Annotated in this window: 15 protein-coding genes; 7 read left to right on the top strand and 8 right to left on the bottom strand. The window is 70.8% G+C overall.

Annotated elements, in window-relative coordinates; all coding sequences use genetic code 11:
* Positions 1-51: 51 nt before the first annotated feature.
* The 3 genes from Apa02nite_RS30450 to Apa02nite_RS30440 all read right to left on the bottom strand — a co-directional run bounded on the left by Apa02nite_RS30450 (position 52) and on the right by Apa02nite_RS30440 (position 3,631).
* Positions 52-726: a bleomycin resistance protein gene (locus Apa02nite_RS30450; RefSeq protein ID WP_203828089.1), complete on the bottom strand. Its 675-nt coding sequence runs from the start codon at positions 724-726 to the stop codon at positions 52-54.
* Positions 727-800: 74 nt separating this feature from the next.
* Entirely contained in the window at positions 801-1,652 is an 852-nt protein-coding gene (locus Apa02nite_RS30445; RefSeq protein ID WP_203828088.1) for a CYTH domain-containing protein, read from the bottom strand.
* Positions 1,653-1,732: 80 nt separating this feature from the next.
* Positions 1,733-3,631: an acyl-CoA dehydrogenase family protein gene (locus Apa02nite_RS30440; RefSeq protein ID WP_203828087.1), complete on the bottom strand. Its 1,899-nt coding sequence runs from the start codon at positions 3,629-3,631 to the stop codon at positions 1,733-1,735.
* Positions 3,632-3,737: 106 nt separating this feature from the next.
* On the opposite strand from Apa02nite_RS30440, the gene Apa02nite_RS30435 reads away from it, so the two are divergent.
* Positions 3,738-4,679 (top strand): inositol-3-phosphate synthase, encoded by a 942-nt coding sequence (locus Apa02nite_RS30435; RefSeq protein ID WP_203828086.1) that lies wholly within the window; start codon positions 3,738-3,740, stop codon positions 4,677-4,679.
* 1,108 nt (positions 4,680-5,787) lie between these two features.
* Here the strand turns inward: Apa02nite_RS30435 and Apa02nite_RS30430 are convergent.
* Positions 5,788-6,486 carry a TetR/AcrR family transcriptional regulator gene (locus tag Apa02nite_RS30430; RefSeq protein ID WP_203828085.1) on the bottom strand — a complete coding sequence of 233 codons (699 nt, stop codon included), beginning with the start codon at positions 6,484-6,486 and terminating at the stop codon, positions 5,788-5,790.
* Between the two features lie 116 nt (positions 6,487-6,602).
* On the opposite strand from Apa02nite_RS30430, the gene Apa02nite_RS30425 reads away from it, so the two are divergent.
* The 4 genes from Apa02nite_RS30425 to Apa02nite_RS30410 all read left to right on the top strand — a co-directional run bounded on the left by Apa02nite_RS30425 (position 6,603) and on the right by Apa02nite_RS30410 (position 10,262).
* Positions 6,603-7,847, top strand: a complete 1,245-nt coding sequence (locus Apa02nite_RS30425; protein ID WP_203828084.1) for a saccharopine dehydrogenase family protein — start codon at positions 6,603-6,605, stop codon at positions 7,845-7,847.
* 59 nt (positions 7,848-7,906) lie between these two features.
* Complete coding sequence (locus tag Apa02nite_RS30420; protein ID WP_067708691.1) at positions 7,907-9,067, top strand: class I SAM-dependent methyltransferase; 1,161 nt, start codon at positions 7,907-7,909, stop codon at positions 9,065-9,067.
* A gap of 110 nt (positions 9,068-9,177) precedes the next feature.
* On the top strand, positions 9,178-9,852 hold the full coding sequence (locus Apa02nite_RS30415) for a class I SAM-dependent methyltransferase (RefSeq protein WP_067708688.1): 675 nt from the start codon (positions 9,178-9,180) through the stop codon (positions 9,850-9,852).
* A gap of 206 nt (positions 9,853-10,058) precedes the next feature.
* A complete protein-coding gene (locus Apa02nite_RS30410; RefSeq protein WP_067708685.1) occupies positions 10,059-10,262 on the top strand; it encodes a cold-shock protein in 204 nt (67 codons plus the stop codon).
* Positions 10,263-10,439: 177 nt separating this feature from the next.
* Here Apa02nite_RS30410 and Apa02nite_RS30405 read toward each other — a convergent pair whose 3' ends face one another.
* The 3 genes from Apa02nite_RS30405 to Apa02nite_RS30395 all read right to left on the bottom strand — a co-directional run bounded on the left by Apa02nite_RS30405 (position 10,440) and on the right by Apa02nite_RS30395 (position 13,179).
* Positions 10,440-11,786, bottom strand: a complete 1,347-nt coding sequence (locus tag Apa02nite_RS30405; RefSeq protein ID WP_203828083.1) for an FAD-dependent oxidoreductase — start codon at positions 11,784-11,786, stop codon at positions 10,440-10,442.
* 278 nt (positions 11,787-12,064) lie between these two features.
* Positions 12,065-12,511 carry a response regulator gene (locus Apa02nite_RS30400; RefSeq protein WP_067708682.1) on the bottom strand — a complete coding sequence of 149 codons (447 nt, stop codon included), beginning with the start codon at positions 12,509-12,511 and terminating at the stop codon, positions 12,065-12,067.
* Between the two features lie 74 nt (positions 12,512-12,585).
* Positions 12,586-13,179: a hypothetical protein gene (locus tag Apa02nite_RS30395; RefSeq protein WP_203828082.1), complete on the bottom strand. Its 594-nt coding sequence runs from the start codon at positions 13,177-13,179 to the stop codon at positions 12,586-12,588.
* A 123-nt stretch (positions 13,180-13,302) separates the two neighbouring features.
* On the opposite strand from Apa02nite_RS30395, the gene Apa02nite_RS30390 reads away from it, so the two are divergent.
* On the top strand, positions 13,303-14,271 hold the full coding sequence (locus Apa02nite_RS30390) for a LacI family DNA-binding transcriptional regulator (protein ID WP_239164676.1): 969 nt from the start codon (positions 13,303-13,305) through the stop codon (positions 14,269-14,271).
* 104 nt (positions 14,272-14,375) lie between these two features.
* Complete coding sequence (locus Apa02nite_RS30385; RefSeq protein ID WP_203828154.1) at positions 14,376-15,527, top strand: RAD23 family protein; 1,152 nt, start codon at positions 14,376-14,378, stop codon at positions 15,525-15,527.
* A 280-nt stretch (positions 15,528-15,807) separates the two neighbouring features.
* Here the strand turns inward: Apa02nite_RS30385 and Apa02nite_RS30380 are convergent, their stop codons facing one another.
* Entirely contained in the window at positions 15,808-17,328 is a 1,521-nt protein-coding gene (locus Apa02nite_RS30380) for a dolichyl-phosphate-mannose--protein mannosyltransferase (RefSeq protein ID WP_203828080.1), read from the bottom strand.
* Between the last annotated feature and the right edge of the window lie 2 nt (positions 17,329-17,330).

Genomic DNA, 17,330 nt, shown 5'->3' with positions numbered 1-17,330 from the left:
GTGCATAGCCCCGGGCGCCGATCGTGATCACCTCGCTCGGCGCGCGGCCCGTCAGTCGCTGAGCTCGTCGAGCACCGCGCGCTGATCCGGGGTCAGCGGCAGCCCGGCCGCGCGCTGCAGGGCGAGCCGCGCGGCGTCCGGATCGGACAGCGTCACGGCGAGTTCGGCCCGGTAGAGCAGCGCCTCGCCCAGCGCCGGATCGTCGCCGGCGGCCGGCCTGCCGAGCGCGCCGTCCAGGATCCGGGCCGCCTGCCGGTGATCACCCTTGGAGTCGGCGAGGACCACGGCGTTGGCCATCGTGGTGGCCAGCGGCGAGGTGACGGTGGCCGGCGGCGGAGTGTTCGACGTGATCCGGATCCAGTTGCCACCCGGGTCGACGACGCTGAACCCGGAGGTCCCGCCGGCGTTCTTGCGCGCCCGGGGCCGGGTCATCCGCGGGATGCCGGCCAGCGGCACCCGGCCGTACCTGGCGCGCAGGCCGGCCGCGAACTCCCGGTGCAGTGCCGCGATGTCCGGGACCAGGACCAGGCAGGTGCTGTACGAGTCGGCCGGGAGGTAGTCCGGCATCCCGAAGAAGTGCAGGTGCAGGTCCTCGCGCTGCATCGCGACGTACGGATTCGGGCGGGTCTGGTGGTGGGTGGTCCGGAAGCCGAGCGCCTGGTAGAAGTCCGCCATCTCGTCGATGGACGCGCAGGGCAGCAGGGGTACGGCGATCTCGTTGGCCATGCCCTATTCCTAGCGATCCCGCTCGATCTTCGCCCATGTGTTGGCACAGAGCCGCGCTGACCTGCGGCTTTATGTCAGCCGAAATAACGCAGCGTCGTGGCGGTCTTGGTGACCTGCAGCTCGGCGGGTTCGACGCCGTGCGCGGCGAGCACCTCGGTCAGCCGGGCCGCCACCGCCGGGGCCTCGCCGACCGGGCAGCGGGTGGACAGCTCCAGGATCGTCGAGCCGTCCGGGAACGCCCAGCGTTCCGCGCTGAGCTGCCCGTCGAAGCCGGTCGGCTGCAGCTTGTACTTCTGGACCTCCACCGGTCCGAAAACGATCAGGTCGGTGAGTGACACGCCGGTCGGCCCGCAGGCGGCGAGCAACCGGCGCTGCGGAGGCGCGACCAGCTTCGCCAGCGGGCGGCCCTTGGTCAGCGCGCGATCGACGACGCCGCGGCCCAGGCGGACCTTGAGCGAGCCGGAACAGACCCGGTGCCCGGGCATCGCGTCGATCTCCACCTCGAGGCGGCTGGTGCGGCGCAGCCATTTCGGCACGGTGTGCGAGGCCATCGGGCGCAGCTTGACCACCGCGTCGTCCGGGCGGTCACCCATGTCCCGGATCCGGATGATCAGGCCGTGCCGGTCCAGCGCGCGATCCGGCGTGTCCAGGAAGAACACCCGGCGGGTCTGCACCGCGTACCGCTCCAGGTCCAGCGCGCGGCACTGCCGCTCGGACGAGACCACCTTCAGCTCGACCCGCTCGGCCTCGCCGGACAACGTCACCGTACGACCGGAGCGGTCCACCGGCGGCGTCCAGAAACCCCACTTGCCGGTGTGCCGGGCGCGCTGCCGGCCGGGCGGGCGCTGCAGCTCGTGATGGCCGTCGTTCTCGGGGCGGCGGAGGCGCCGGGCGTGCGTCACCGCGATCTGATCGGTCTTTCCCACCCCGCGTGACACCCCATCCTGACCGTCGTAGTCCTCTGCGGAACCGTACCCGACGAAGGTTTCGGGATTGACACGGAGCGTTACTGATCGGGAGTAATCCGCCGTCGTACGTCGGCGACGGTGGCCGGTCCGGGCTGCCAAGGGGCCACCCAAGCTGCGTCGGAAGTCGGATGCACCACACCCTCCTCCAGGAACGCGTACCGCCCGGCCATCACTCGCTGTGCAGCCTTGGTGTCGAGGCGGTCGGTGTTGTCCCACAGCGCGGCAAACAGCGCGTCGGCGCGGAGCCGGGACTGCCGGCAGAACAGGTCGGCCAGTTCCCGTTCGGGTGCGTTCGAGGAGGCGTTGGCGCGCACGCACGCCGCGGACATCGCGAACAGCTCCGCGCCGATGTCCACGATCCGGCCCAGGAAGCCCTGTTTGCGTTCGAGTTTGCCCTGCCAGCGCGACATCGCGTAGAACGTGGAGCGGGCCAGCCGGCGCGACGCGCGTTCGACGTACCGCAGGTGGGACGCGAGCGGGCCGTACTCGCCGTACTCGACGGGGTTCTGCCCGCGGCCGACCGCGAGCGTCGGCAGCCACCGTGCGTAGAACTTGCCGGCTCGCACCCCGGCGCGGGCCTTGCGGGCGAGCGCGGCGTCCGGGTCGATGATGTCGCCGGCCACCGCGAGGTGCGCGTCGACCGCCTCCCGGGCGATCAACAGGTGCATGATCTCGGTCGAGCCCTCGAAGATCCGGTTGATCCGCAGGTCCCGCAGGATCTGCTCGGACTCGGTCGCGCGCTCGCCGCGCGCCCGCAAGGACTCCGCGGTCTCGTAGCCGCGCCCGCCCCGGATCTGGATCAGCTCGTCGGCGATCTGCCAGGCCATCTCACTGGCGAACAGCTTGACCAGCGCCGCCTCGATCCGGATGTCGTTGCGCGCGTCGTCGGCGATCAGGCAGCACAGGTCGAGCATCGACTCCATCGCGTAGGTGGTCGCGGCGATGAACGCGATCTTCTTGGCCACCGCCTCGTGCGTGCCGACCTGGCGGCCCCACTGCACCCGTTCCGCGGACCACTCGCGGGCGATGGCGAGTGAGCGCTTGCCGGCGCCGACACACATCGCCGGCAGTGACAACCGGCCGGTGTTCAGCGTGGTCAGCGCGATCCGCAGGCCCTTGCCGAGCCCGCCGATCACGTTCCCCTCGGGCACGAACACGTCGTGGAAGCGGGTCACGCTGTTCTCCAGCCCGCGCAGCCCGAGGAACGCGTTGCGCCGCTCGACCGTGATCCCTTCCGAGTCGCCCTCGACGACGAACGCGGTGATCCCCTTCTCCGGGACCCGCGCCATCACCACGAGCAGCGTGGCCAGGGTGCCGTTGGTGGCCCACAACTTCACCCCGTTGAGCCGGAACCCGCCGTCGACCGGCTCGGCGACCGTGCCCAGCCGCGCCGGGTCCGACCCGACGTCCGGCTCGGTGAGCAGGAAGGCCGACACCTCGCCGGCGGCGAGCCGCGGCAGAAAAGCCTTTTTCTGTACGGCGGAGCCGAACAGTTTCAGCGGCTGCGGAACCCCGATCGACTGGTGCGCGGAGAGCAGCGCGGCCGTCGCGGCGTTGACCGAGCCGAGCAGGGTCAGCGCCTTGCAGTAGTGCAGGTTCGACAGGCCGAGCCCGCCGTACTCCTTGTCGATCTTCATGCCGAACGCGCCGAGCCGGGCCAGCTCGTGGAAGACCTCGTCGGGGATCCGGGCGTCCCGCTCGATCCGGTCACCGTCGAGCCCGTCGCGCGCGTAGATCTGCAGCTTGGCCAGGAAGTCGTCGGCGTCCGGGCTGTCCGGCGCCGAGGGCCAGGGGTCGATCAGGTCGAGCCGGAACTTGCCCAGGAACAGCTCCTTGCCGAAGCTGGGCTTGCGCCACTCGGCCTCCCGGGCGGCCTCGGCGACCTGCCGGGCCTGCTTCTCCGAGACGCCGGCTGCTTGCGGATCGGTCGTGGTCATCGGTCATCCCCTTCGATGCCATTGATGAGCCTGGCCGCCACGCTACGCCGCACGGTTACCGCGTGGTAGCCCTCCGCAGCTGCTTTAGCCGCCTAATCTGCTCACCATGATCGATAAGGTGCGGGTCGTGGTGGTGGGCGTCGGGAACAACACGTCGGCGCTGGTGCAGGGGATCGCGTTCTATCGGGAGACCGGCAGCCTGGTGGGCCTGCACCGGCCGGAGATCGACGGGCTCGGTGTCGGTGACGTCGACGTGGTGTCGGCGTTCGCGCTCTCCGCGGGCAAGGTCGGCGCGGACCTGCACGAGGCGATCTTCGCGGCGCCGAACAACTTCCCGCGGGTCGGTTCGCCGCTGCCGCCCAGCGGGGTGACGGTGCAGCGTGGACTGACCGACGTGACCGAGATTGATCGGGTGGCGGGGGTGCTGAAGGGTGCCGAGGTGGTGCTCTACTCGGCGCCGAGCGGCCGCCCGGAGGTCGCCCGCGCCTATGCCGAGGCGGCGCTGCTCGCGGGCGCGGCGTTCGTCAACACCACGTCGGACCCGGTCGCCCGGGACGCCGCGCTGCTGCGACGGTTCACCGACGCCGGGCTGCCGCTGATCGGTGACGATCTGGCCAGCCAGTTCGGCACGTCGGTGCTGCACCGCGCGCTGCTGGAACTGCTGGCGTCGCGGGGGATCACGCTGACCAGCTCGTACCAGGTCAATCTCGGCGGCACCGAGGACTTCCGCAACCTGGTCGAGCACCCGAACACCAAGCACCGGTCGAAGCTGAACGCGCTCGGCTCGGAGCAGGTGGCGATCGCCCCGCTCGGGTACCTGCCGCACCTCGGCTCACAGAAGATCGTCCACCTGAACGTCGAGGCGCAGGGCTGGGCCGGCACCGCGGTGAGCCTCGACGTACACCTGAAGGTCCACGACCCGAGCGGCGCCGCCGGCGTCAACATCGACCTGGTCCGCCTGGCCGCCCTGGCCCTGCGCACGGGCCGAGGCGGCCACCTCCCCGAGGCCACCCCGATGCTGAAGTCCCCACCCGGCACCGCGATCTAGCCCCAGCTGGTCCTGAGGGCCGCCATCAATGACGGATAAGGGCCGTCACAGCCAGCCGGTGTCGCTCCAATGCCGCTCAGCCCATTTTGATCGCGGTGGGGCCCTGCGGTCTCGGGGTGGTTCCCGATGTGTTCGGGTGCAGGTGGGAGGCGTGTCGTCGTGGGCCGTCGCTCGGTGTTGCTGTAACGGTCAGCGTGGGCGATCGGCACCGGTGGGACGGCGGAAGTCCGCGCTCAGCGCCGGCGGGGCGGCCGGAGTCCGCGTTCGGCGCCGGTGGGGCGGCCGGGGTCCGCGTTCGGCGTCGGTGGGGCGGCCGGAGTCCGCGCTTGGCGTTGAAGGGGCGGCCGGGGTCCGCGGTGGGTCGGGTTCGGGGCGGTGGCGGCCCGCGGTCGGGTTGTGCGTGAGGCTACCGCCCCCAGGTGGGCGGTAGCCGCACGCGATCTGGCTTTGCGGACTTTCACCGCCCTGCCCCGCCCCGCAGTGGCAGGCGCAGCCGATCGGGCATCGTGCACCCCTGCGCCGCAGGCAGGGCGACCGGGGACCAGGTAGCCGGCGATCATCGTGCCCGGCAACCACCCCGGCAGACACCGTGTTCACCCGGCCGGAATCGTTGCACCCCGGCCAGGGTCGGTCACACCCCGGCCGCGAGCGCACGGCCGTGTACTCGCCGGCAGCCGGTCACCCGTGCCACCGCCCGGACCGGGATGCCCTCGCGAGCCGAGCGGTTCCGGCCGCCACCGGCCCATCAAGGTCAACTTAAGCCGAGCGGCATTGGGCGGTCTCGGCTGGTGCTGGGGGCCGTTATGGAGGGTGGATAAGGGCTGTCACGGCCGGCCGGGGTTCCTCGGCTGGGGCTGGGGGCCGTTATGGAGGGTGGATAAGGGCTGTCATGGCCAGCCGGGCCTGGACCGGACCGCACTCCGGGACGGGGCACTCACCTCTTGGGACGGCCGCGCCCCGCTGCGGGCAGTAGGCGGCGCAGCGAATGGTGACCCACCGGCCGCCCGGCCTGGCAGCCAACCCCGCGCCCAGCGGGCGGCGACGGGCCTGGTGGTCTGGAGTTGGGCGGCGCCGGGCCCCGGCGGTCTGAAGCTGGGCGGCGCAGGGCCTATGCCGCGGCCAGGCGGGTGGCTACGGCGTCGAGCAGCAGCTCCAGGGCGGACGGATACGCGCTCAGGACCATCTCGGTGGCCAGCAGCGGGGCGGCCTCCGCCAGGTGGGGGTGAGTGGTGGCGGGCAGGCGGGCATACGTCGACCACACCTCGTCCTCCGCCCGCAGGGCCGCGTTCGGCAGCGCCAGCGACGCGGCGTCCAGGGCCGCGAAGGCCAGCGTCTGGTCGATGAACGCGTGGTAGACCCGGACCGCCGCCGCGACCGGCAGGCCCGCCGCGCGCAGCACCCCGAGGACCGCCTCGTCGGCGGCCAGTTCGTTGGCGCGGCCGGTGACCCGGCTGGTGGTCAGGACCGCGGCCTGCGGGTGCGCGACGTACGCCTGGTGGATCCGCCGGCCGAGGGCGCGAAGGTCGTCGCGCCAGTCGCCGGTCGGTGACCAGCCGGACAGGGCCTGGCCGATCAGGGTGTCGCCGATCGCCAGGGTGAGCTCGTCCATGCCGCGGAAGTAGCGGTACAGCGTGCTCGGGTCGCAGTCGAGCGCGAGGCCGAGCCGGCGGGCGCTCAGGCCGCTGCTGCCGTGCTCGCGCAGCAGCCGCAGCGCGGTGTCGACGATGAGACGTTCGGACAGCACCCGGCCGCCGCGGGTGGGGCGTCTGCGGCGGCGTTTCTCCTCGCTGACCACGGCCTTCGGCATCGGAACCTCCCTGAACTCTTATGCCAACACAGTTGACCTTACGTCGGGGCACCCCGTTTGATCAGTGGCGGGGCCCCCGTCAGTTGAAGTGAAGGGTTATGCGAGAGGAGCAGGACATGCGTGTCCTGTTGGTGGGTGCGGGCGGCGTCGGCACGGCGATCACACGGATCGCGGCGCGGCGGCCGTTCTTCGACGAGATGGTGGTGGCGGACTACGACCTGGGCCGTGCCCAGGCGGCGGTGGACTCGGTCGGTGACCCGCGGTTCCGGGCCGAGCGGGTGGACGCCTCCGACCCGGCGGCGGTCGTCGCGCTGCTCGGGCGGACCGGCTGTGACGTGCTGCTGAACGCGACCGATCCGCGCTTCGTGATGCCGCTGTTCACCGCGGCGGGTGAGGCCGGCGCCACCTATCTGGACATGGCGATGTCGCTGTCCAAGCCGCACCCCGACCGTCCGTACGAGCAGACCGGCGTGAAGCTCGGCGACGCCCAGTTCGCGCAGAGCGACGCGTGGGCCGCCAAGGGCGCGCTGGCGCTGGTCGGGATGGGTGTCGAGCCGGGGCTGTCCGACGTGTTCGCCCGGCACGCCGCCGACGAGCTGTTCGACGAGATCGAGGAGATCGGCATCCGGGACGGGTCGAACCTGACCGTCGACGGCTACGACTTCGCGCCGTCGTTCAACATCTGGACGACCATCGAGGAGTGCCTGAACCCGCCGGTGGTGTGGGAGGCCGCCCGCGGCTGGTTCACCACGGCGCCGTTCAGCGAGCCCGAGGTGTTCGACTTCCCGGAGGGCATCGGGCCGGTCCAGTGCGTGAACGTGGAACACGAGGAGGTGCTGCTCATCCCGAGATGGGTGGGCGCGCGCCGGGTGACGTTCAAGTACGGGCTGGGCGAGGACTTCATCCGTACGCTGCGGACCCTGCATCAGATCGGGCTCGATCGTACGGAAGGGGTGATCGTCCCCGGGCCGGACGGACCGGTGACCGTGTCGCCGCGTGACGTGGTCGCGGCCAGCCTGCCCGACCCGGCGACGCTGGGTGCCCGGATGCGCGGCAAGACCTGCGCCGGCACCTGGGTGCGCGGCACCAAGGACGGCGAGCCCCGCGAGGTGTACCTCTACCACGTGGTCGACAACGAGTGGTCGATGGCCGAGTACGGCTGTCAGGCGGTGGTCTGGCAGACCGCGATCAACCCGGTCGTCGCGCTGGAGCTGGTGGCCACCGGCGCCTGGACCGGTGCTGGGGTGCTCGGCCCGGAGGCGTTCCCGGCGCGGTCCTTCCTGGACCTGCTCACCGCGTACGGATCGCCCTGGGGTCTGCGCGAGCAGGCCGCGACCCGGACGGCGGCGGTCGGATCCTGAGTCGGTAGATGTCGATGTGATGGGTGCGCGGTCGCGGACTTTGGTGGGATCATCACGGCATGAGGCGGCGAACCGTTGCCGACGTCTTCCGCCGGCGTTACGACGACTATTTCCGTGACCGCACCCCGATTCCCTTCGAGATCCAGACCCGCGACGGCGCCACCTTCTCCTTCGGCGTCAGCGAGTCCACCCCGGCCCGGTTCTGCCTGGTGGCCCGGGACGACGCGGGCCAGGACGCCATGCTCTCCCTCGACCAGCTGCAGATCGCAGTGGCCTACCTGCGCGGCCACCTCGACGTCGAGGGTGACATCGCGGCCGTGCTGAGCATGCGCAGGTTCTTCTCCGACCTGCATCCGGTCGCGTTCCTCGGCCGCTGGGCGCCGTCGCTGGTGCACGGGCACGCCGATCACGACCGGCGGGCGATCGCCCGGCACTACGACGAGGACTCCGAGTTCTTCCTCACCTTTCTGGACACCCGGCACCGCTGTTACACCCAGGGGGTGTTCGCCGGTGACGACGAGCCCCTCGAGGACGCGATCACCCGGAAACTCGACATCGCCCTGGACGACATCCGGGTGAAGCCGGGGGACCGGGTGCTCGAGGTGGGCGGCGGCTGGGGCGCGTTCGCCGAGCACGCCGCGCGGCGGGGCATCGAGGTCACCACGGTCACCCTGGCCGCCGAGTCGGAGCGGTTCCTCAAGGACCTCTTCGACCGCGAGGCGCTGCCGGTCACCGTGGTCCGCGAACACATTCTCCGGTACGCGTCGGAGCGCAAGTTCGACGCGATCGTGAACATGGGTGTCACCGAGCACCTGCCGGACTACCGGGCGACCCTGCAGACCTACGCCAGGCTGCTGAAACCCGGCGGCCGGGTCTATCTGGACGCGCTCGCGATGCGGCGCAAGCACACCGCCTCGACGTTCTTCAAGCAGTACGTCTACCCGGGCCGGTCGGCGCCGTTGCTGCTGCACTCCTACCTGCGGCAGGTGGCGCGCTCGCCGTTCGAACTGCTCAACGTGGAGGACGACCGGCACAACTACTACCTCACCTGCCGGGCCTGGGCGCAGCGCCTCGACGCCCGCCGGGAGGAAATCACCGCGCGGTGGGGCGAGGAGCTGTATCGGCGCTTCCGGATCTTCCTGTGGGGGTCGGCGTCCGGTTTCGACACCCGCCTCGTTCAGGCCTACCGATGGACGTTGCAACTCGACCCAGCGGAGTGACCGAGCGTACTCGCTGCTGGTGGGAGAGGTCTGTTCGCGTACTGTCGAGCGGGCCTGTCCCACTTTGCGCACAGGCGTCAACCGTCGGCACTGCCTGATCGGAGCACGCCATGTCCAGAACCACGGGAACCATGCTCGAGCCGTTCCTCGCCTCCCGCGCCGACGGTTACGACGGTTTACGGCTCGTCCGGCCACCGTTCCTGCCGGAGCTGCTGCTGCACCTGGCGGACGACGCGATCGTCATGCACGCGCGCCTCGAGTCGCAGGTCGGGCCGGGTTTCCACCCGTTCTGGACGAATGCCTGGGCGGGTGGTCAGGCGCTCGCCCGCTACGTGCTCGACCATCCGTACGAGGTGGCCGGCCGGCGGGTGCTCGACGTGGCCTGCGGTGGCGGGGTGGTGGCGATCGCGGCGGCCCAGTCCGGCGCGATGACGGTGGCCGCGAACGACATCGACCCGTACGCGCTGGCGGCCGCCGCGATGAACGCCGACGTGAACCGGGTGAACCTGCGGATGGTCGAGGGTGACCTGCTCGACGGTGACGGCGGTGACGCCGAGGTCATCCTGGTGGGTGACGCCTTCTACGACACCGACATGGCCAACCGGATGCACGGCTTCCTGCGCCGGGCGACCGGCCGGGGTGCGCGGGTGCTGGTCGGCGACCCGGGCCGGGGTCACGTCCCGGACCGCTGGCTGGCCGTGCTGACCAGCTATCGGATCTCCATGCTGGGCGCCGCGGAGGACTCCGGGATCACCGAGGTTTCGGTCCTCGGGTCGGTGCGCTGACCCGGGTCCGTGCTACCGTTGGCGGCGTTGCAGCATTGATTTCCTAAGACGTTTTCCCACGCCTGATGGGCATCTCGGCCCGCCAGGCGTTTTGTGTTTTTAGTTGATTCTTCAAGCCTTTGGTTGGCTGCGGGATCCAGGGAATCGGCGCTGCGACGCGAGGTTCCGCACGGTGCGGTCCCTCACCAGTCGTCAAGGAGTAGAACATGGCCACCGGTACCGTCAAGTGGTTCAACAGCGACAAGGGCTTCGGATTCATCACCCAGGATGATGGCGGCCCCGACGTGTTCGCGCACTTCTCCGCCATTGCCACCTCGGGCTTCCGCAGCCTCGAGGAGAACCAGCGGGTGGAGTTCTCGGTGACCCAGGGCCAGAAGGGCCTTCAGGCGGAGAACATCCGCCCGCTGTGATGTAACTGCCCGGCGGCCCGGTTCGGGCCTGCTGGGACAGGTGGCGGCCGATCGCCCAAGGTTGAGATCCGCGGTTTCCGCGTGATCTCCCGGGGAGGTCGGCCGCTTTCTATTCCGGAGTAGAGGGTATTGAACGAAAATGGGGGCCCGGTCGGGCCCCCATTTCTCGTCGGTGGATCAGTGCTTGCTGATGCCGGTCATCTCGTCGCGCGCGACGACCTTGACCCGCTTGCGGCCGTGCGGCTCACCCAGCGCGATCTCGTGGGCGTCCAGCTTCTGCCAGCCCTCCCACGTGGTGTACGGCAGCTCGCGCTGCTCCAGGTACGCGATGACCTCGGCCGGGTCGTGCGCCGGTGCCTTCGCGAGCTGGTCGGCGTCGGCCAGCAGGCTGGCCACCGTCTCGCCGGAGCAGCCCTTGGTGTGGCCGATCAGGCCGACCGGGCCGCGCTTGATCCAGCCGGCCACGTACATGCCGGGGATCGGTTCGCCGTCGAGGTCCAGGACCCGGCCGGCGGCGTGCGGGATGGTACCGGTCTTGGTGTCGAACGGCAGGTCCGGCAGCGCGCTGCTGAGGTAGCCGACGGCGCGGTAGACCGCCTGCACGTTCCAGTCGGTGAACTCGCCGGTGCCGCGGACCCAGCCGTCACCGGTCAGCTCCTGGGTCTCGGTGCGCAGGCCGACGACCTTGCCGTCCTCGCCGAGCACCTCGACCGGGGCCTGCAGGAAGTACAGGTGCAGCCGGCGCGGCCGGTCCCGCGGGTCGCGGACCGCCCAGTTCTGCAGGATGTCGACGCACATCTTCACGTGCCGGGTCTGCCGCATCGCCTCGAGGCTGCCCTCGTCGAACTCGATGCCCTCGGGGTGGACGATCACCTCGACGTTCGGCGAGTGGTCGAGTTCGCGCAGCTCCTGCGGGGTGAACTTGACCTGCGCCGGGCCGCGCCGGGAGAACAGGTGCACGTCGGTGACCGGGCTCGACTTCAGTGCCTGGTAGACGTTGTCCGGGATCTCGGTGACCAGCAGCTCGTCGGCGGTCTTGGCGAGGATCCGGGCCACGTCGACGGCGACGTTGCCGGCGCCGATCACGGCGACCTCGGTGGCCTCCAGAGGCCAGTCCCGGGAGACGTCCGGGTGTCCGTTGTACCAGGACGCGAAGTCCGCGCCGCCGAAGCTGCCCTGCAGGTCGATGCCCGGGATGTCCAGGGCCCGGTCCTTCTCGGCGCCGGTCGAGACGATCGTCGCGTCGTAGAAGCGGCTCAGCTCCTCCGGCTTGACGTCCACGCCGTACGCGACGTTGCCGATGAAGCGGATCCGCGGGTTGTCCAGGATCCGGAAGAGCGCGTTGATGATCTCTTTGATCCGCGGGTGGTCCGGTGCGACGCCGTACCGGATCAGGCCGTACGGGGTCGGCAGCTTGTCGAGGATGTCGACGGTGACGTCCGGGTCGGCTTTGATGAGGTGGTCGGCGGCATAGATGCCGGCCGGGCCGGCGCCGATGACGGCAACCCTCAGGGGGCGGTCCATAGTCGCGTTCCCTCGCTCACTCGTGCGTGCACTCCAGCCCAGCCAAGATCGACGTCCGGGCGAACACGAACTGTAAAACTTCAACCTAGGTTCAGATCAAGTTTCGTCTCGCCGGTCGGTCGGCGGCCGGAGCCGCCCGCCGAGGTCGTTGCGGGGTTGTTTGCGCTGGTAGGAGCCTCGCCAGCGGGCTGGTAAGGCTCGCCTAACTTTCACGCAGGGTGAGGTGTCTCACGCTTTGCCGCCCCCGAACGCGCGTCGGGGCCGGCGTAGGGGCCGGGTCAGTCCGGCAGGATCGCGACATCGTTGTAGAAGTTCTTGATCTTCTGTACGGCTTCCTCGAACCCGTCCAGGTCCATCGGCTTGGTCACGAACGCGTTCGCGTGCCGGGTGTAGCTCGCGGTGATGTCCGGCAGCGCGGTCGACGTGGTCAGCACCACCACCGGGATCCGCTTCAACGCGTCGTTGCTCTTCACCGCGGCGAGCACCTCGTGCCCGCTCATCCGGGGCATGTTCAGGTCCAGCAGGATCAGGTCCGGCCGGGTCGCGTCGGTGTAGGCGCCCCGCTGCAGCAGGTAGTCCATCGCCTCGCTGCCGTCGGCGACCCGGTGCACCGCGGGCGGAGGTGCCGCCGCGAGCAGCGCTTCCTCGATCATCAGCGTGTCGGCGTCGTCGTCGTCGACGATCAGCACATCGAGTACGCGATCGGAGGTCGCATTGGTTGCCATGCCGCAAATATAGGCCCCGCGTCACTTCCGGCGGCAAGCACCACCTCGTGGCGCAGGGTGAACCTGTCCTCGGCTCAGTCGGTCCAGACGATCGCGTCGAAGGTGGCCGTCCCGGGCAGGCCGCCGGCGACCTTCTTCAGGGTGAGCCGGGCGAACCTGCCCTCGGTCGTCCGCACGCAGAGCACCGCGCCGGTGGTGAGCTTGTCGACCTCGGTCTCGGTGATCGCCGCCTGCCGGCAGTCCTCGAGCTGCGGCGTGCCGGAGCCCTCCCACCTCGCGAACGCCGAGTTGCCGAACGCCGTCTTGGTCACGGCGATCCGGCCGCTGCTGCCGAACCGGACGTTGACGTCACCGCCGAAGTCGGCGTTGTCGACCACCCGGGGCGGGGTCAGATCCAGCTCGACGGCGGAGTTCTGCACCGCGATCTTGCCGGACCAGCCTTCCGCGGCTTTTGTCGTCGCCGCTGCCGTCGGGGCCTTCGTGCCGGTCGTCGCCGGTTGCTGCGGTTGTTGCGGGTCCTGGGCCTTCGGCTCCGGGTCGCTGGAGCGCGTGGCCAGCAGGGTGAAGAGGCCCGCGATCAGTGCGGCGACGACCGTGCCGGCGAAGGTCAGCCAGATGTTGAGCTTCGTGTGATCGGTGCGCCTGCCACCGTGTGGGTCGTCGACCATAATCGCCCCCGTCGCATCCATGGATCGACATGCCATTGGAGTGTATGAAGATGTCGGCCCGCAGGGAGACCCGCCGGGCTCGTTATGCTGGCGCGGGCCGGTGACGAGGGTGGGGGAATCCACGTGGTGCGCACGACCGTGCAGGACGTCGCACGGGCGGCCGGTGTCTCGGTGTCGACCGTGTCCCGGGCGCTGACCGGCGGCATCGTCAGCCCGGCCACTCGCGAGGCGGTGCTCGAGGTCGCCACCCGGCTCGGGTACCAGCCGAACCGGGCCGCCCGGGGGCTGATCACCGGTCGTACCGGAAATCTGGGTTTGATCGTGCCGGACCTGCGCAATCCGTTCTTCGCTGATGTGGCGAAGGGGGTGACGGCGCGGGCGCGGGCGGTCGACCACGGGGTGTTCATCACCGACACCGACGAGGACCCGGTCGCCGAGCTGGAGGCGCTGGCCACCCTGGGGCGCAACACCGACGGGGTGCTGCTCTGCTCGCCGCGGGCGTCCGACGCGGACCTGCTGGCGGCGGCCGACCCGGAGAGCACCGTGCTGCTGCACCGGCGGGTGCCCGGTCTGCCGTCGGTGGTCGCCGACATCGCCGGCGGGATCCGGCAGGCGGTGCGGCACCTGCGGGCGCTGGGTCACCGGCGGATCGCGTACGTGTCCGGACCCGAGGACTCCTGGGCCGCGCAGCAGCGGCTCGCCGCGCTGTCCGCCGCCGGTGACCTCGAGTTGCTGCCGCTGGGTGGGCTGGCGCCGACCTTCGACGGCGGGCTGCTCGCCGGTGACCTGGTGCTGGACAGCCCGGCCACGGCGGTGCTCGCGTACAACGACCTGGTCGCGCTCGGGGTGCTGCACCGGCTCGCGGCGCGGGGAGTGGTGGTGCCGGAACGGATGAGCGTGGTCGGGTTCGACGACGTGAGCCTGGCCGCGATGAGTCACCCGCCGTTGACGAGCGTGGCCGTACCGAAGGATCGGGCCGGCGCGGTCGGGCTGGACCTGTTGCTCGGGCGGACCGGTGCGACCACCGAGCGGGAGGCGGTGCTGCCGACCGGCCTGGTGGTGCGGGCGTCGTCCGGGGTGGCGCGGCCGTAGTTTTTCGAGGTGGCAGGCCGTAGCATCGCCCGGTGCGAATTCGACGGGGACTGCGGGCCGGGGCGTTTCGGCAGGGCTTGGTGGCCGGGGCGCTGGGTTTGCTCATGATGGGTTCGGTGGCCGCCTGCGGTGCCGACGACCCGCCGGTCGTCTCGGCTGAGCCCGCGGTGGTGCCCGGTGTCTCCGCTTCCGCGGTCCCGGCGGCGCCCACGTCACCCGCGGCGTCCGTGCCGCCCTCGGCCGTCCCGTCGGTCTCCGTGTCCCCGTCGAAGAAACCCGTCAAATCGACCACCCTGCCGAAACCCGGCAATCCGGGCGGCGGGGCCTCGATCCCGGCCGCGGCCCGGGCGGTCGACACCGGGAACCCCGACCGCACGGTCGGCAAGGGCACCCCGGCGAGCTGCACCTCGGCCGCGGTCGTCAAGGCGGTCGGGGCCGGTGGCGTGATCACCTTCGACTGCGGGCCCGCGCCGGTCACCATCACGATGGCCGCGACCGCGAAGGTCCGCAACGCGAACTCCCCGATCGTCCTGGACGGCGGCGGCAAGATCACGCTGAGCGGGGCCGGTAAGCGCCGGATCCTCTACATGAACACGTGCGACGAGGCGCAGGGCTGGACCACCTCGCACTGCGACGACCAGGACTCGCCCCGCCTGACGATCCAGAACATGGCGTTCACCGGCGGCAACAACAGCGGCGAGGAGGGCGGCGGCGCGGTCTTCGTCCGCGGCGGGCACCTGAAGGTGGTCAACTCGCGGTTCACCGGCAACCGGTGCGACCGGAGCGGCCCGGACCTCGGCGGCGCCGCGCTGCGCGTGCTCGACCAGGGCGGCGACGACCCGGTCTACGTTGTCGGCAGCACGTTCACCGGCGGCACCTGCTCGAACGGGTCCGCGCTGAGCAGCATCGGCGTGTCCTGGACCGTGCTGAACAGCTACTTCAGCGGCAACGCGGCGGTCGGCAAGGGCGCGAACCCGGCCCGCTCCGGCACACCGGGCGGCGGCAGCGGCGGCGCGATCTACCTCGACGGCGACACGTTCACGCTCACCCTGGACGGCACGGTGATCGAGAACAACAAGGCGGCCGAGGGCGGCGGCGCGATCTTCTTCGTCAGCAACGACCGCTCCGGCCACCTGATCATCCGGAACTCGAAGCTGCGCCGGAACCCGAGCGCCGGCTTCGAGACCGACGGCCTGCCCGGCATCTTCTACCTCGGTGCCGGCTCCCCGAAGGTGACGGGCTCCAAGCTCTCCTGACCCGGCAGCGACGCGAGACCGCTGCTACTCCGGACCGCGCCGCGCCGCGGCGGTCCCGGCTGGCTGTCAGGGGTGTCTCGGGGGCGGCGTGACACCCCTGAGAACCAGCCGGGGACCGTGGGCGCGCCGCGGCCGGGAGTGGCCGCGGTCTCGCGCGGTGAGCGACGCGGTCTGGGGGCGCGGCTGGGCCCGGAGTGGCAGCGGCCGGGCGCGGGACCGGCCCTGAGCGTGGCTTGTCGCCTGCGGCGGGCCGCTCGGTATCCGTACCCAAAAAAAGCGGTCAGATCCAGCGGTCGCCCAGCCACATGCGGGCGTGCCAGTCCTCGTAGGGCAGCGGGTGGCCTACGAAGATCGGGTAGAAGTAGGCGAAGCAGACGGCGATCAGCGTGACGTAGACGGCTACCACGACCGTGCCGATCAGCTGGCGGTCGGTGCGGGCCGGGCCGATGGCCATGCCGGTGGGCGGGGTCATGATCGCGCCGAGGACGTAGACGACGGCGAGGATCAGGAACGGCAGGGCGGGCAGGGCGTAGAACGAGAACATCGTCCGGCCGTCCGCGACCGCGTAGTAGAACCAGGGGAGCAGGCCGGCCGCGGCCGGTGCCAGGATCGCGGTGGCGCGCCAGTCGCGGCGGGCGATGCCGAGCCAGAGCAGGGCGGCCAGGGCCGGCAGGAACGACCACCACAGCAACGGGGTGCCGAGCAGCAGGATCTCGCTGGCGCAGCTCGGGGCGCCGCAGCCGGTGGGGGTGGCCCAGTCGAACGCGACCGGGCGGCCGAGCAGCAGCCACTGCCACGGCCAGGACTGGTAGCGGTGCGGGGTGGTCAGTCCGCTGTGGAAGCCGTAGGCCGAGTCGTGGTAGTGCCACAGGTTGAGCAGCGCGCCCAGGATCGGCGGTTCGCTCAGGCCGTTGTCGGCGCGGAAGTGCCGGTAGTAGCCGGTGTCGGTGAGCAGCCAGCCGGTCCAGGTGGCCAGGTAGAACACGCCGGCCAGGGCGAAACTCGTCAGGCCCCAGCCCAGGTCGCCGACGATGCCTGCACGCAGCGGGCGGGTCAGGCCGGCCGAGCGGCGGGCCTGCACCCGCCAGAGGACGATCAGCGCGGCGAAGGCCGGCAGGAAGAACAGGGCGCTCCACTTCACGCCGCAGGCGAGACCGAAACTGATCCCGGTGGCCAGCAGCCACCACGGCACGCGGGTCGCCCGGCGCGGATCCCGGCCGTCGGTCAGGGCGCGCAGCAGGCGTCGCCGGTAGTGGTCGCGGTCGAGCACCGCGCAGGCGAAGGCCAGCAGGATGAACAGGCCGAGGAAGATGTCCAGCAGCGAGGTGCGGGACAGCACCAGCTGGAAGCCGTCCAGCGTCATCAGCAGGCCGGCGATCCCGGCCAGGACGATCGAGTGGAACATCCGGTAGGCGACCCGGATCAGGATCAGGATCATCAGGGTGCCGGCGATCGCGGTGGGGAAGCGCCAGCCCAGCTCGGTGTTGCCGAAGATTTTCTCGCCGATGGCGATCATCCACTTGCCGAGCGGCGGGTGCACGACGTAGCCGGGGCCGTTGTTCGCCTCGTCCCACTCGACGCCGCGGTGCAGCATGTCCCAGGCGTCGTTCGGGTAGTAGACCTCGTCGAAGACCAGCTTCTGCGGGTTGCTGACCCCGCTCAGCCGCAGGATCGCGGCGGCCGCCACGATCACCGCGGTGACCAGCCAGGAGTACGGATCGAGCCGGGTGTCCAGCGTCGACAGCCGTCGCCGGACGAGCTCGGGCACTACGGACTTTTGCTCCGTCACCGCCGTGGTCATCC

Origin of the sequence: Actinoplanes palleronii (assembly GCF_016862315.1) — a bacterium.
GTDB lineage: Bacteria > Actinomycetota > Actinomycetes > Mycobacteriales > Micromonosporaceae > Actinoplanes > Actinoplanes palleronii.
Note: the sequence above shows the minus strand (reverse complement) of the source record. Positions and strands in the feature narration are given on the sequence as shown.

What these genes read in the sequence shown, in the direction of transcription:
- Apa02nite_RS30400 (WP_067708682.1), bottom strand. Translation starts at nt 12,511, where the DNA reads ATGGCAACCAATGCGACCTCCGATCGCGTACTCGATGTGCTGATCGTC.
- Apa02nite_RS30380 (WP_203828080.1), bottom strand. Translation starts at nt 17,328, where the DNA reads ATGACCACGGCGGTGACGGAGCAAAAGTCCGTAGTGCCCGAGCTCGTC.
- Apa02nite_RS30430 (WP_203828085.1), bottom strand. Translation starts at nt 6,486, where the DNA reads ATGCCGAAGGCCGTGGTCAGCGAGGAGAAACGCCGCCGCAGACGCCCC.
- Apa02nite_RS30410 (WP_067708685.1), top strand. Translation starts at nt 10,059, where the DNA reads ATGGCCACCGGTACCGTCAAGTGGTTCAACAGCGACAAGGGCTTCGGA.
- Apa02nite_RS30425 (WP_203828084.1), top strand. Translation starts at nt 6,603, where the DNA reads ATGCGTGTCCTGTTGGTGGGTGCGGGCGGCGTCGGCACGGCGATCACA.
- Apa02nite_RS30415 (WP_067708688.1), top strand. Translation starts at nt 9,178, where the DNA reads ATGTCCAGAACCACGGGAACCATGCTCGAGCCGTTCCTCGCCTCCCGC.
- Apa02nite_RS30385 (WP_203828154.1), top strand. Translation starts at nt 14,376, where the DNA reads ATGATGGGTTCGGTGGCCGCCTGCGGTGCCGACGACCCGCCGGTCGTC.
- Apa02nite_RS30405 (WP_203828083.1), bottom strand. Translation starts at nt 11,786, where the DNA reads ATGGACCGCCCCCTGAGGGTTGCCGTCATCGGCGCCGGCCCGGCCGGC.
- Apa02nite_RS30440 (WP_203828087.1), bottom strand. Translation starts at nt 3,631, where the DNA reads ATGACCACGACCGATCCGCAAGCAGCCGGCGTCTCGGAGAAGCAGGCC.
- Apa02nite_RS30435 (WP_203828086.1), top strand. Translation starts at nt 3,738, where the DNA reads ATGATCGATAAGGTGCGGGTCGTGGTGGTGGGCGTCGGGAACAACACG.
- Apa02nite_RS30395 (WP_203828082.1), bottom strand. Translation starts at nt 13,179, where the DNA reads ATGGTCGACGACCCACACGGTGGCAGGCGCACCGATCACACGAAGCTC.
- Apa02nite_RS30450 (WP_203828089.1), bottom strand. Translation starts at nt 726, where the DNA reads ATGGCCAACGAGATCGCCGTACCCCTGCTGCCCTGCGCGTCCATCGAC.
- Apa02nite_RS30420 (WP_067708691.1), top strand. Translation starts at nt 7,907, where the DNA reads ATGAGGCGGCGAACCGTTGCCGACGTCTTCCGCCGGCGTTACGACGAC.